Origin of the sequence: Aquirufa nivalisilvae, from assembly GCF_003143535.1 — a bacterium.
Taxonomy (GTDB): domain Bacteria; phylum Bacteroidota; class Bacteroidia; order Cytophagales; family Spirosomataceae; genus Aquirufa; species Aquirufa nivalisilvae.
The window spans coordinates 3,055,519-3,068,227 of the sequence record NZ_CP029346.1 but is presented as its reverse complement, the minus strand read 5'-3'; the positions used below and the strand labels follow the sequence as shown (position 1 = coordinate 3,068,227).

Genomic DNA, 12,709 nt, shown 5'->3' with positions numbered 1-12,709 from the left:
AAAAATAGAGATATTATCACAATTTATGAGGGAGTAAATGAATTCATATTTAGAAGCAAACATGGAAGAGGAATTTCAACTATTTCATCGAGATGGATCTCTTTGGGCAAAAGGTCACCACGTCAATGGCATTTACACAGGTTATTGGGAATGGTATCGCAAGGACGGAACGATTTTACGATCTGGTTATTTCAACCAAGGAAAGCAATCTGGAGAATGGACCACCTATGATAAACAAGGGAAAGTGTATAAGGTGACTCAAATGAAATGATTGAAAAGATGTCGAATTCGTTATCATCAATAAAAATTTATTGAAAAATATTCTAAATTTATTGTTTATCAATAAATAATCATTAAAATTTGCATAACAATTAAACGCAAAAATTGATGAAAACGAAAACAGCAAGTATTTTAGCAACCTTGAATGTGCTTTCTTGGATTGCTTACATTGGCATTTCGATAAAATGCGGAGCCATCATTTTCACTTATATCTTAAGTTTATTTAATCAGCAAGTGGCCAAAGATCTGTATCAAGGATTAAACTTATATGATTTGATGCACGATAGTTTTGTAAACTATTCACTATTTGTAGGGATTACAACGGGTCTTTTGGCAATCAAAGCCTATGTAGCCCAATTGGTCATTCAAGTATTAAGCAAAATCAATTTGAAAAGTCCATTCGATATGGAAGTTGCACAGTTAATGGAAAAAATCAGTTTGATGATATTAGTGCTTTGGGTACTATCCTTAGGAGCTTCGATTTACCAAGAGTTGATGGAATTGCCTAATATGGATTGGAATGGAGGTGAGGCTCTTTTTCTTTCCGGCCTGATCTTTTTATTTGCACAGATATTTAAAAAAGGAGTGGAGATTCAAGCAGAAAACGATTTAACTGTATAACTATGCCTATTGTCGTAAACCTAGATGTCATGATGGCAAAAAGAAAGATGTCTTTGAATGAGTTGTCCGAGAAGGTTGATTTAACCTTATCCAATCTTTCCATATTAAAGACAGGAAAGGCGAAAGCTATTCGTTTTAGTACCTTGGAAGCTATATGCCAAGCGCTCGAATGTCAACCCGCAGATATTTTAGAATATCAAGCATCTTAACAAAAATGGTTGATTAGAAAAGGCAAGGAATTTCCTTGCCTTTTTGTGTTTATATCAGTAAACCTGCACTTGCTTGCAAAGCATATACTGTTTTGAATAGATAAGCTTTTAGATCTAGTAGCTTCTCTGCCGCCTCCAGGGCCTTAATTTCTCGGCTATTAATCAAAAACAAGGAAGATTCCCCTTGAGAAAACTTAGACTCTTCGGCTTTCGTTAAAGCCATGTAACTCGAAACGGCTTTTTCTTGTGTCTGAATCTGTTTTTTGAGATTCTGAAATTGATTGAAATAACTATTTATTTTTATTTGAATCTGTTGTTTTTTCTGGGAAAGTTGAATGCTCGCTTCTTCCATTTTCAACTTTGCTGATTGATATTCTCCTCTACCAGAGGATAGGCGCAAGGGTAAATCCAATTTGATTCCGTAGCGATAATTATTGGCAAATAAGGCTCCCGAATTCGTGGTGGATTTATCCTTCATTAAGTGGTTATATTGAAGGTCTATTTTGGGCAATAAACTTTGAAACTTTAATTTTTTTTCCACATTCAGGCTTTCAATTTTAAATTGATACGCTTGTAATTCTGGGTGAAAGGAATCAACTTTTTCCAAAATGGAAGGAAGGCTTAAATCAAAATTGGAAAATAGACTCATATCGGTCCATACTTCGGCAGGAATGATCTCTCGACTTAAACTGGAAGGAGCATTATTTTCTTGCCAAAGAAATGCGGATAATTGTAGAGTAGCATTTTCAAAATCGACCATTTTGGTTAGGTTCTGATTGTCCAAGTACATGAATTGTGTACTGGCTTCCAAGGTATCCATAGCAGGTCGATCGCCAAGCTCCACACTTCTTTTGACAAACTCCACACGCCTTTTAGCAGCGTCTAAGTTCTGCCCCGTAATTTTTAATGCTTGAAAACATTTTAACCAATGCCAATATGCTTCCATGGCATCTAGGAATAATTGATTTAATACAACTCTTTGCTCAGCAAAAGCCATTTGATTCATCAATTTGGCTTGTTGCAAGGCAGCTCTTCGTTTATCCATCAATAGGTTTTTCGCCAGAGGAATTTGAACTCCTATATAGCTAGTCTGTCCTGTAGTCTGACTTGGATCGAGTCGGTCTCCTTGTAAGTTTTCTACCCCCGTATTGACTTCGATTCCATACCAAGTGGGAATACTTAGTTCTGGAGCATTATATTGATAATAACTGGTTCCATCCAAGGTTTTACTGGAGATGTAATGACGCAAGATTGGGTCAAATGCACCTCGAGCTTCCAAGATTTGTGCATTGGATTTGCGGATACCAATTTGTGCCTGACGAGCTACAGGATGGTATTTTTCTACAATTTTTAAATACGCTTCTGGATGTAAGGTTTTGGTTTGCGCCCAGGACATATGGGCCACTAGTAAAAACCAAAGAATATTACTTTTCATAGGTGTTGCTTTTATCTAATTTAGCCTGGTAAAAATCAGGAGGGAATCCGTTGATGTTTCTCCATAATTCATACCAAAGTGGAACGTCGTTCAGTAAGATAATACCTTTAACTCCAGCGCCTATTTTAATTTGCTTGGGCCATTTTTTGAATCGGGAGTCTTCTTGAACAATGACTCTAAATAGGCCATTGGCATTGATGGCATTCTCCACAAATAGCACCTTTCCTGCAAAGGTCCCAAAACTCTGTTCAGGCCAACCACCTGAAAAAACGATGGCTGGGAAACCATCAAAAATGAAACGGATGGATTGTCCAGGCGAGATCAAAGGCAAATCCACAGGTCTTACAAATACCTCAACAGCATAATTTTCATTTTGAGGAACAATACTCAAGAGCTCTTCCCCATCTTTGATGATTTCACCAATTCCTGTTTTTTTTGATTGTACTACTTGTCCACTTTGTGGTGCTAAAATATAGTACATGCCATTTCTAATGGAATAATTGGTGACTTGGTTGGCTAGCTTGGCTACTTCACCTTTATTGGCCTCAATTTGCCCCAAACTCTGCAATCGTTCACTGTCTGCCTTATTGATTTTTTCATCATATTCTTGATCCACACTTTTTAGTTCTATCTGTGTGTTATTGATTTCTTGAATGGTCTGATTTACTTTATTTTCAGACATGATTTTTTTGGCTAAGGCATTTTGTGCAGTAACATTTCGCTGTTGAAACTGAGTTTGCGAGATCAGACCTTCTTTGTACATCTGTTGGTATCTTTCCAATTGATCTTTCGCTAAGCTTTGTTCATTTGCACTCGCTTGTAGCTCTGCTTTTTCGGCATTGATTTTTTGTTGAAGCTGAATCAACTTATTGGCTAATTGACTTTTCTTTAAAGTTTTGGATTGTTTCAAATTCGCTATTTGCGCTTCAGTAGCTTGTACTTTTTGGATGTAGTAATCCAAGGATCCTTTTTTTGCATTTAATTGGTCTTGGGTACGAGCAATTAAATTAGGGTCTAAATAATCTTCCTTAATCTCACTTATTTTAACCAAGGTGTCTCCCTGCTGAACAATATCCCCTTCCTTCACCCACCAATTGGTAATTTTTCCAGCAATGGGGCTATAGATTTTCTGAGGTTTTTGTTCTTGATATAAGCTGGTGATATTTCCTTTGGTTTGAATATTTTGTGTCCAAGGAAGGAAGATGATTCCAAATCCAATCAGTAAAAGACCCATGATCCAAAATCTGATTTCGGTACTTTTCCCTTGTTGATAGATGAATTGAAATGACTTGAAATTTTCCATATTACAAATTGATTTGTTGGTCGGAAGCACTGACATATGCTGGGTCATTCGACACAATGATGGTAGTAGCTTGATTTTCTGGATTTAGTAAATAGCTTTTTAAGCGTTGAGCACTTGGTAGGTCTAGTCCATTCCATGGTTCTTCTAAAAGCAGTAATTTTTTAGACCCACAAATAGCACGAAGCAAGAGTATTTTTTTGATGATGGTTTGAGGTGTTTTTTTGCCAATGGGCTCTATGTAATGGTCAAAGCCTTTTGGAAAATGAGCAATAAAACTCTCAAAACCCAGTTTTTGGGCTGTTTCCATGATTAATTCAGGACTAATTTCATTTTGACCTAAGCTGATGTTTTCCCAGACTGTCCCACCAAAAATTTCTTGTCCGTGCAATAAGACACCTGTGTGTTTTCTTAGGCTAGCTAAACTATAATTTTGAATGGGAATTTGATTGATTAAAATGGAGCCTTTGAAGCTTTGATAATTCCCTGTTAATAATCGTAGTAACATGGATTTCCCTGAACCTTCTTGTCCTAAAATGGCAACTTTTTCACCAGATTTTATTTGAAAGGAAAGGTCTTCTAAAATGGGATTACCTGATTCAAACTGGAAACTCATCTGCTTTAGCTCTATTTCTAAGCCGTTCACCGATGAAAGTTCCAATTGCCCAGACGTTTCCATCGGGCTTTCAATAACACTAGCAATTTTCTCTAGGCCTGTGATGACATCGTAAGCGCTGTCTAAGCTTGTGATGAGTTTTTCCACGGCCCCGATGACCATCAAAATCACAATTTCAGCAGCAATGAATTCACCTAAGTTTAACTGTTGGTTAATCAATAAATAGGCACCTAAAGATAGCGTGATGATGGTCAGTACAACTTTAAACGTAACAAGGGTTTTGTATTGGAAAAGTAAAATATGAAAGTGTTTGGTTCTTGCTAAAAGGTATTGGCTGACATTTTTATCCGTTTTTTGGATATTCAATGATGAGCCTTGACTGAACTTGAAAGATTTTAGCGTTCTACCAATTTCACTGAAAAAATTAGCCACACCATATTTGTAATTGGATTCTTCTATACTGGATTGTATTCCAACTTGACTTGTCACGTACAAGATAAATACAAGCATAAGTAATAGTGCCAAGCTAAAAACAATGAAAAATGGATGGTACAAGGACAATAAAACGGTTCCAAATAGAATTTGTACGCTTGCCATGGGAATGTCCAATAATAACTTGGCGAAGCCTTTTTGGATGTTGACAATATCAAAGAATCGAGAGACTTTTTCTGGAATGAAATATTGGTCATTTTTCATCAAATCCATTTTGGGAATCTTTAAAGCAAAGTCATAGGAGTATTGCGTGAATATTTTTTGTTGAATGGCCTCAATGATTTTCATTTGATTGATTTGAAGAAGTCCCACCAAAAACACACCCAAAACAATGAAGAATATCAGAATGTAGATGGAGGTAACCATGGTGGCACCCATGACTAAGCCAATAATGGACTGCACTCCCAGAGGGAGGCTTAAATTGACTAAGCCACTCACGATGGAAAACAAATAAATGGAAGTAATCTCTTTTTTATGATCTACTACCAGCTTACTAATTCGGTCGATCGGATTCCTTTTTATCATAGTTGTATATTTCTGGAACAAAATTAAAATACTTTTTTAAATAATAGTAATACTATTACAAATAAAATAAAAAATTATTTTGAGATAGCTTTTCTATCATTTATGTTTGTGTAATATTTTAACGAACATGGACTATTCATTAAGTTTTAAGGTCAATGACAAAATCTATTTGCGAGATCCCGAGGGTACGGAACTGGGAAAGCAAATGGTCAAGCATTCCATTGATTTAATTTTTCAATTGGGTTTTGAACATTTTACGTTCAAAAAGCTTGCTACGGAAATGAATACGACAGAGGCGACGATATATCGTTATTTTGAAAACAAGCACCGATTGCTTTTATACATTCTAAATTGGTATTGGTCCTACATGGAATACCTTGTATTGTTTCAGTTGGAACCTGTGCAAAGTTCTAAATCGAAATTGGAAAAATTGGTGGAACTGCTAACGAGAGAATTGCCTGAAAGTGCTGGGCAGACGGATTACAATAAGAATTATTTACATCAAATTGTTATTTCAGAGAGTAGTAAAGTGTACTTGGTAAAAGAGGTAAAAGAGATCAATCAGCATGAAGTTTTTAAGCCTTACAAGGATTTATGTGAGCGTATTTCCAACTTGATACAAGCTTATGATCCACATTATTTATACCCACATTCCTTGAGCAGTACGCTCATAGAGACGTCTCATTCCCAACTGTTTTTTAGCATGTATTTGCCCAAATTGACTGATTGTGGTTCAGAAAATAAGCAAGTTTTTGTTGAAAAATACTTGAAGGATTTGGTATTTACTTTGTTGAATAAACCCCAATAAGCTGCTGTAATTTCAGATAAAATCGATTATTCTTGAACAGGCTGAAAGTATTTTTTGCCAATCACAAAAAGGATAAAATTGGCACTTAGTGCGCAGAAAACCATAATGATAGCCATGGTGAAAGGTGTTCCATCAAAAAGGAGCCCAAGTATGGTCGCGCATATAGACCCCCAAGCCATTTGCAATGCTCCCATCATAGCGGAAGCGGCACCTGCCCCTTCATGGAAAGGTTGTAAAGCTAAACTAATGATATTTGGGAAAACTAATCCTTGGCAAGCCAAAATCAAAAACAGTAATAAGATGTTGATTTGAATATTGATCAATCCAAATTTAGATAAAACGGCAAGTGTGATGGCAAGAAGTAATTGGAGAGGTAAAATGAAGGAAAGGACTTGTTGGCTGCTAAAGCGTTTTAAGACCCAATGGTTAAACTGGCTTGCGCCAATTATCCCTGAGGCTACCATGGCAAATATCCATCCAAATTGTTTTTCATCGGCATGGTAAAAATTCAAAAAAGTGAGGGGGGCTCCAGAGACAAAGGTGAAGATACATCCAGATCCTATTGCTCCTGAAATAGCAAAAGTTAAGAATTGTTTTTCAGGAAGTAGGGCAACGTAAGAAGTCAGAATGCTTTTTACTTTAAAGGGACCTTTCGGGTGTTTATTGATTTTTTCAGGTAACCAACTCTTGATTAAGAATAAGATCAAAAGTGTGATGATTCCTAGTAATACAAAGATGATATTCCAATCGGTAATCGTTAAAAGTAAGCTTCCCAAAGAAGGAGCTAAAATGGGAGAAACGCCTAAAATAAGCATCATGAGAGAAAGAATTTTAGGTCTTTCAGCTTCTTTAAATGTTTCCCTGATAATGGCGTTAGGAGCGACCATTCCGATACTTCCACCAATGGCTTGAAAGAAACGCCAAACAATGAGTTGCTCAACTGTAAAGGAAAAAGCCGACCCAAATGAGCTAATGACATAAATAATAAGGCCAATGTATAGGACATTTTTTCTTCCAAAATGATCCAAGAGAGGACCATTGACTAATTGACCCAAACAAATACCAAAAAAGAAACTGGATAAAGTATAGCCCATTTGTTCTTGAGAACAATGTAATGCGGCAGCCATATTCTTAAATGCAGGCAAATACATATCAATCGACAAGGGGCCTATCGCAGATAAAATACCAAGTATTAAAATGATTTTGGTTCGATTTGCCTGTTTGGACATGTGGTAGGTAAGTTTTACAATTTTGGGGAACGGGACGCAAAATTAATCCCAAAATATGGTTTTCAATAGTTTATTTTAAAAGAAGATTTGTTTTCTTTGTTTGATGCACGAGTAAATCGATTTTCTTATTAATTCAACTTTCTTTTTGCGAAGCTGCTTTTGTTGACTTATCCACATACTATTATTTATCTAGGTTTGATTTCATGAAAAACATCGTATTCGGCCTATTATTTGCCATGTTGTGGTCGTCTGCAGCTGTTGCTACTAAAATGGGTATACTATCTGTTCATCCCTTTATTTTAGCTAATGTTCGATTAATCATTGCTGGGATTTTCATTTTATTGATATCCTTGTTATTTCAACCGCAGCATCGGATAAAACCAAGCTGGAAAGAGCTGAGGCAATTATCCTTTTTTGGGCTTTTTAATTCGACCATTTACCTAGGAGCATTCGTTATGGCCATTAAATTCGTAAGTCCAGGAATAGGCAGTTTAGCCACGGCCACCAACCCCATTTTTATCACGATGTTGTCGGCTTTACTCTTACAAAGAAAGCCTCAAGTAAAGGAAGTAGGAAGTTTGATTTTAGGCCTTAGTGGAATCCTCGTGGCCTCTTTTCCACAGTTAACATTAGAGCCAACGGTGTGGAAGGGCTTGTTGATTTTAATTGGCGGGATTATTACCGTTTCTGCTGCTACGGTATATTATGTTCGGACTGAATGGAAGTTAAATTCATTTGTTATTAATGGCTGGCAGGTTTTGTTAGGGGGAATATTTTTATTACCCTTTACCGCCTTTTTTGCATCATTTAGTTCTGCCAATTTTGATCTTCGTTTCCTACTTTCTGTTGCTTGGCTTATTTTCCCTGTCTCCATTGCAGCCTTATGGTTATGGTTTTATTTAATTGACCAAGACCCAATTTCAGCTTCTTTATGGATGTTCCTTTGCCCCGTTTTTGGATATATATATGCCTATTTATTTAGTGGGGAATCCATTTCAGCATATACAATTATTGGAACGGTTATTGTTATTGTGGGATTGTATGTAGGCAAAAAACAAGCGCCTGTTTCGTCCAACTAGTTTGATTTTTTTATACCTTTCATAAAATTGCATTCCTGTGACTACCAACCGATTAGAAGCCTTCAGTGATGGCGTATTGGCTATCATCATTACCATCATGGTCTTGGAATTAAAAGTACCTCATGGGTCTGATTTCGAAGATTTGCAACCTTTGATTCCTAAATTTCTGTCGTATTTATTCAGCTTTATTTACGTAGGAATCTATTGGAATAACCACCATCATTTGTTTCAAGCCATTGAAAAAGTAAATGGCAAAGTGTTATTAGCCAATTTGGGATTATTATTTTGGCTCTCTCTTTTGCCATTTGTTACAGGTTGGATGGGAGAAAATCACTTTGATAATCATACAGTTGTCTTATACGGATTTGTTCTTTTTATGTGTGCTTTGGCCTTTTTATTATTAGAAAAACTAGCCGTTAAACATGAAGGACATGAATCGAAAATAGGGAAAGCGCTATCAAACAGTTGGAAGGAAAGAATTTCAACTTTCGGATATTTTTCTGGTATACTATTGGCCTTTTTTTACCCAATAGTCAGTTTAGTGATTTTTTATGGAATTGCCATTTTATGGATTATGCCAGATTCAAGAATTGAGAATACCTTGAATCAAAAATCAGACTAGCAGATAAATCCAATATGAAATGCTAGATTTGGTAAGAATACTTCATGTTTTGGTCTCAAATTAGAAGAGCTTTTGAATAACTAATTTACATTTGATTTTAAACTTCATAGAAATGATAAAACGTCGACAATTTATCCAAGGTTCTGCCAATACCTTATTGTTTTCAATGCTTTTGGGCTCTAAAAATTCGCTTTTTGCTCAATCTGCATCGATGCAAGGTCCAGCTTTTACATGGAAAGAATTACGTGGGGGGATTTCTCTTTTTAGTGAAAGGGGCGGCACCATAGCGGTGTTGAAAACGAAAGATGGCTATGCTGTGGTAGATACACAGTTTCCAGACCAGTCTCAGCACGTAATCGATGAGTTGAAAAAACAATCTGACCAGAAAATACAATTGTTGATGAATACGCACCATCATGGTGATCATACCAGTGGGAACATAGCATTTAAAGGATTGGTTAATCGAGTTGTGGCTCACGAGAACTCGTTGAAAAATCAGATAGCTGCTGCTACCAAAGCCAAAACAGAGGAGAAACAATATTATCCAACAGAGACGTTTAAAGATACTTGGACAACCAAAATAGGAAAAGAACGCATTAGAGCTCATTACTTTGGTCCTGCTCATACGGATGGAGATGTGGCCATTCATTTTGAACATGCCAATGTGGTGCATTTGGGCGACTTATTCGGGAACAAACGCTATCCTATCATTGATCGAAGTGCTGGAGCTAGTGTAGCCAACTGGATTCATGTCAATGATAAAATACAAAAGCATTTTGATAAGGACACTATTTTTACCTATGGACATGCTTTTAATCCAACAGAAATTACCTGTAAAAAAGAGGATTTAATGGCCTTAACGGATTATTTAGAGAAGTTAATAATTCATGTTTCTTCGGAAATTAAGAGTGGCAAAACAAAAGAAGAAGTAATGAAGTTAACTGCTGTGAATGGTGTACAGGGGATGAATGGGGATTTCTTGAAGAATAATTTTCAAATGGCTTACGAGGAATTAACAGAAAAAAATACAAAACAATAAACAACAATCATCTTATGAAAATCAACACATTATTAAAGCCGATTTTGTCGGTATTATGTCTTTTATTTGTGTCAATTAGCTCATTTGGGCAAGACGCTCCTCGTCCTCCACAAAGTCCTAAAGTAACAGTTACAGGAACATTTGGAAAAGCGAATGTCTCAGTCGTTTATAGCAGCCCATCGGTCAAAGGAAGAAAAATTTGGGGAGAATTAGTTCCCTATGGAAAAGTTTGGAGAGCGGGTGCTAACTCTGCGACCATCATTGAAACAGATGCGGATGTGAACATTGCTGGCAATACCTTGGCTAAGGGCAAATACAGTATTTATATGCTGCCATCAGAAGGGGATTGGCAAGTTATTTTCAATACAGAAGTAGGACAATGGGGTATTAAACGAGGCGGAGAAACAACTCGTAATCCGGAAAAAGATGCTTTCACCATCACAGTGAAAACTGCTAAATCTGACTTCAAAGAAGCTTTAGAGTACAAAGTGGTACCAGCAGGAATTGCCTTCGGTTGGGAAAATGTGAGTTTATTAATACCGATTAAATAGATTAAAACCTTTGTTCTATGAAAAAGCGGTCAGTAATGACCGCTTTTTGTTTTTATATCAATTGACTTATTGTTGATATTTTGTTCTAATTTGTACTTGATCAACAGCTATATACCTCATGATTAAGGCAATTCATATCTGCATCGTATTTTTTTTATTGTTTCCAGTCAAGCTTTTGGCAACTGATAAACCAGCCTACCGATTGTTTAACGCAAAAGGTAAGGAAGTTTCATATCAGAAAATGATCAAGCAAATACAAAAGCAAGATGTTGTTTTAATAGGGGAATTACATAATAACCCCATCAGTCATTGGTTAGAATTAGAGATTATTCAATCGTGTTATTTGCAACGGAAACTAGTTTTGGGAGCCGAGATGTTTGAGCAAGATAATCAAGGGGCTTTATCGGCGTATTTAGCTGGTAAAATCTCAGCCAAAGGACTAGATTCTTCCGCAAGGCTGTGGAGAAATTATAAGACGGATTATGCACCTCTGGTGAATTTTGCCAAGGAGAATCAGGTGAATTTTATTGCAACCAATGTTCCCAGAAAATATGCTAGCCTGGTTTCTAAAGGGGGATTTGAGGCATTGAATCAAATATCAGCAGAGGAAAAATCTTGGATGGCACCACTACCAATAGCCTACGATGCCAATCTCCCTTGTTATCAAAAAATGATTACGATGATGGCTGGTCATGCGACGCCCAATATGCCTAAAGCCCAAGCTTTGAAAGATGCTACCATGGCCTATTTTATCATGAAAAATTGGGAAGAAAATAATCTATTTATTCATGTGAATGGCTCTTACCATTCTGAAAATTATGAAGGGATTTCATGGTATTTAAAATTGGCTAAACCAGCAATTAAAATCGCCACGATAGCTACAGTTAGTCAAAAAGAAATTAAGCAATTAGCCCAAGAAAACAGGGGAATTGCAGATTATATCATCTGTGTGGAAGATGATATGACAACGACCTATTAAGGTGTGAATTTGTTATCGTTTTTATCGTCCTGGAATTTCGGTCATTGATCAATAAATTATACGAATATTTCTCCAATCATATATAAAACACAAGTACCACTGATATTCACTCGGTCGCCTAAAAGTTCACAAGATAATTCACCTCCACGAGGAGATAGTTGCTTGGCTGTCAATTGAGTTTTATGTTTTCTCATTGCCCAATATGGGATCAAAGTCGTATGGGCAGAACCTGTCACAGGATCTTCATCAATGCCTGATTGCGGACCAAAAAATCGAGATACAAAATCAACTGTATCACCTGGAGCCGTAATGATAATTCCTCTGGCTTTTAGCTTGGCAATTTCAAAAAAATCAGGCTTCATGTTAGCAACTTGACTCTCATTTTCATAGACAAACAGGTAATCTGTTTTGCCCTTTAATACTTCTTTGGCAGGGATGGATAAGCCTTTGAATGTATCCCAATCAAAATCAATGTCTTGTATTTGATCTACAGGGAAATTCAACGTTAATAGTTCTCCATTTTTAGCTACTTGTAAATAACCGCTTCGATGTGAATAAAACACAATTTCGTCAGAAAGTACTCCTAGGTGATGATAAAGAACAAAAGCTGCAGCTAAAGTGGCATGACCGCATAGGTCGACTTCCACTGTTGGGGTGAACCACCGAATATCATATTGCTCACCTTTCTTTACAAAAAAGGCGGTTTCAGCTAAATTATTTTCTGCCGCTATTTTTTGCATCAAATCATCCTCTAACCAGTGATCCAATGGACAAATTGCTGCCGGGTTTCCAGCAAACAATTGATTGGTAAAAGCATCTATTTGGAATAGGGTCAATTTCATGAGCGTATATATTTAATCCTCAAAATTATACATCTATATCATATTTAAATATCCACTCATCCTAATTTAACACAAACAAAAAA

The 12,709-nt window shown here is 36.5% G+C and carries 14 protein-coding genes; 9 read left to right on the top strand and 5 right to left on the bottom strand.

From position 1 onward, the window contains the following. Positions 1-37 precede the first annotated feature (37 nt). The 3 genes from HME7025_RS13110 (at position 38) to HME7025_RS13100 (ending at position 1,109) form a co-directional block, all read left to right on the top strand. Entirely contained in the window at positions 38-271 is a 234-nt protein-coding gene (locus HME7025_RS13110) for a toxin-antitoxin system YwqK family antitoxin (protein WP_226998241.1), read from the top strand. 116 nt (positions 272-387) lie between these two features. After that, positions 388-900: a DUF2975 domain-containing protein gene (locus tag HME7025_RS13105; RefSeq protein ID WP_109324766.1), complete on the top strand. Its 513-nt coding sequence runs from the start codon at positions 388-390 to the stop codon at positions 898-900. Between the two features lie 2 nt (positions 901-902). Continuing rightward, positions 903-1,109, top strand: a complete 207-nt coding sequence (locus tag HME7025_RS13100) for a helix-turn-helix domain-containing protein (RefSeq protein ID WP_109324765.1) — start codon at positions 903-905, stop codon at positions 1,107-1,109. Positions 1,110-1,158: 49 nt separating this feature from the next. On the opposite strand, the gene HME7025_RS13095 is transcribed toward HME7025_RS13100, so the two are convergent. Genes HME7025_RS13095 through HME7025_RS13085 form a run of 3 tightly spaced genes read right to left on the bottom strand, consistent with a single transcriptional unit; the run spans position 1,159 to position 5,477 of the window. Next, positions 1,159-2,544, bottom strand: a complete 1,386-nt coding sequence (locus HME7025_RS13095; RefSeq protein ID WP_109324764.1) for a TolC family protein — start codon at positions 2,542-2,544, stop codon at positions 1,159-1,161. Then, a complete protein-coding gene (locus tag HME7025_RS13090) occupies positions 2,534-3,847 on the bottom strand; it encodes an HlyD family secretion protein (protein ID WP_109324759.1) in 1,314 nt (437 codons plus the stop codon). The genes HME7025_RS13095 and HME7025_RS13090 overlap by 11 nt, the downstream gene beginning before the upstream one ends. Position 3,848: 1 nt before the next feature. Then, on the bottom strand, positions 3,849-5,477 hold the full coding sequence (locus tag HME7025_RS13085; protein ID WP_226998240.1) for a peptidase domain-containing ABC transporter: 1,629 nt from the start codon (positions 5,475-5,477) through the stop codon (positions 3,849-3,851). 127 nt (positions 5,478-5,604) lie between these two features. On the opposite strand from HME7025_RS13085, the gene HME7025_RS13080 reads away from it, so the two are divergent. Further along, positions 5,605-6,285 carry a TetR/AcrR family transcriptional regulator gene (locus HME7025_RS13080; protein ID WP_109324755.1) on the top strand — a complete coding sequence of 227 codons (681 nt, stop codon included), beginning with the start codon at positions 5,605-5,607 and terminating at the stop codon, positions 6,283-6,285. Between the two features lie 26 nt (positions 6,286-6,311). Here HME7025_RS13080 and HME7025_RS13075 read toward each other — a convergent pair whose 3' ends face one another. Further along, positions 6,312-7,514, bottom strand: coding sequence for a multidrug effflux MFS transporter (locus HME7025_RS13075; protein WP_109324742.1), 1,203 nt, complete (start codon positions 7,512-7,514; stop codon positions 6,312-6,314). A 203-nt stretch (positions 7,515-7,717) separates the two neighbouring features. Between HME7025_RS13075 and HME7025_RS13070 the strand changes: the two genes are divergently transcribed. From HME7025_RS13070 to HME7025_RS13050, 5 genes are all read left to right on the top strand, one after another. Continuing rightward, positions 7,718-8,593 carry a DMT family transporter gene (locus tag HME7025_RS13070; protein ID WP_109324741.1) on the top strand — a complete coding sequence of 292 codons (876 nt, stop codon included), beginning with the start codon at positions 7,718-7,720 and terminating at the stop codon, positions 8,591-8,593. Positions 8,594-8,630: 37 nt separating this feature from the next. Continuing rightward, the gene (locus HME7025_RS13065) at positions 8,631-9,215 is read left to right on the top strand and encodes a TMEM175 family protein (RefSeq protein WP_109324740.1); all 585 of its coding nucleotides are present in this window, start codon (positions 8,631-8,633) and stop codon (positions 9,213-9,215) included. A gap of 112 nt (positions 9,216-9,327) precedes the next feature. Further along, positions 9,328-10,254, top strand: a complete 927-nt coding sequence (locus HME7025_RS13060) for an MBL fold metallo-hydrolase (protein ID WP_226998239.1) — start codon at positions 9,328-9,330, stop codon at positions 10,252-10,254. A 14-nt stretch (positions 10,255-10,268) separates the two neighbouring features. Continuing rightward, entirely contained in the window at positions 10,269-10,805 is a 537-nt protein-coding gene (locus tag HME7025_RS13055) for a DUF2911 domain-containing protein (RefSeq protein ID WP_109324739.1), read from the top strand. A 118-nt stretch (positions 10,806-10,923) separates the two neighbouring features. Further along, complete coding sequence (locus tag HME7025_RS13050) at positions 10,924-11,784, top strand: ChaN family lipoprotein (RefSeq protein WP_109324738.1); 861 nt, start codon at positions 10,924-10,926, stop codon at positions 11,782-11,784. A 56-nt stretch (positions 11,785-11,840) separates the two neighbouring features. Here the strand turns inward: HME7025_RS13050 and HME7025_RS13045 are convergent, their stop codons facing one another. Continuing rightward, on the bottom strand, positions 11,841-12,626 hold the full coding sequence (locus HME7025_RS13045; protein ID WP_109324736.1) for a PhzF family phenazine biosynthesis protein: 786 nt from the start codon (positions 12,624-12,626) through the stop codon (positions 11,841-11,843). Positions 12,627-12,709 lie beyond the last annotated feature (83 nt).

What these genes read in the sequence shown, in the direction of transcription:
- HME7025_RS13110 (WP_226998241.1), top strand. Translation starts at nt 38, where the DNA reads ATGAATTCATATTTAGAAGCAAACATGGAAGAGGAATTTCAACTATTT.
- HME7025_RS13105 (WP_109324766.1), top strand. Translation starts at nt 388, where the DNA reads ATGAAAACGAAAACAGCAAGTATTTTAGCAACCTTGAATGTGCTTTCT.
- HME7025_RS13100 (WP_109324765.1), top strand. Translation starts at nt 903, where the DNA reads ATGCCTATTGTCGTAAACCTAGATGTCATGATGGCAAAAAGAAAGATG.
- HME7025_RS13095 (WP_109324764.1), bottom strand. Translation starts at nt 2,544, where the DNA reads ATGAAAAGTAATATTCTTTGGTTTTTACTAGTGGCCCATATGTCCTGG.
- HME7025_RS13090 (WP_109324759.1), bottom strand. Translation starts at nt 3,847, where the DNA reads ATGGAAAATTTCAAGTCATTTCAATTCATCTATCAACAAGGGAAAAGT.
- HME7025_RS13085 (WP_226998240.1), bottom strand. Translation starts at nt 5,477, where the DNA reads ATGATAAAAAGGAATCCGATCGACCGAATTAGTAAGCTGGTAGTAGAT.
- HME7025_RS13080 (WP_109324755.1), top strand. Translation starts at nt 5,605, where the DNA reads ATGGACTATTCATTAAGTTTTAAGGTCAATGACAAAATCTATTTGCGA.
- HME7025_RS13075 (WP_109324742.1), bottom strand. Translation starts at nt 7,514, where the DNA reads ATGTCCAAACAGGCAAATCGAACCAAAATCATTTTAATACTTGGTATT.
- HME7025_RS13070 (WP_109324741.1), top strand. Translation starts at nt 7,718, where the DNA reads ATGAAAAACATCGTATTCGGCCTATTATTTGCCATGTTGTGGTCGTCT.
- HME7025_RS13060 (WP_226998239.1), top strand. Translation starts at nt 9,328, where the DNA reads ATGATAAAACGTCGACAATTTATCCAAGGTTCTGCCAATACCTTATTG.
- HME7025_RS13055 (WP_109324739.1), top strand. Translation starts at nt 10,269, where the DNA reads ATGAAAATCAACACATTATTAAAGCCGATTTTGTCGGTATTATGTCTT.
- HME7025_RS13050 (WP_109324738.1), top strand. Translation starts at nt 10,924, where the DNA reads ATGATTAAGGCAATTCATATCTGCATCGTATTTTTTTTATTGTTTCCA.
- HME7025_RS13045 (WP_109324736.1), bottom strand. Translation starts at nt 12,626, where the DNA reads ATGAAATTGACCCTATTCCAAATAGATGCTTTTACCAATCAATTGTTT.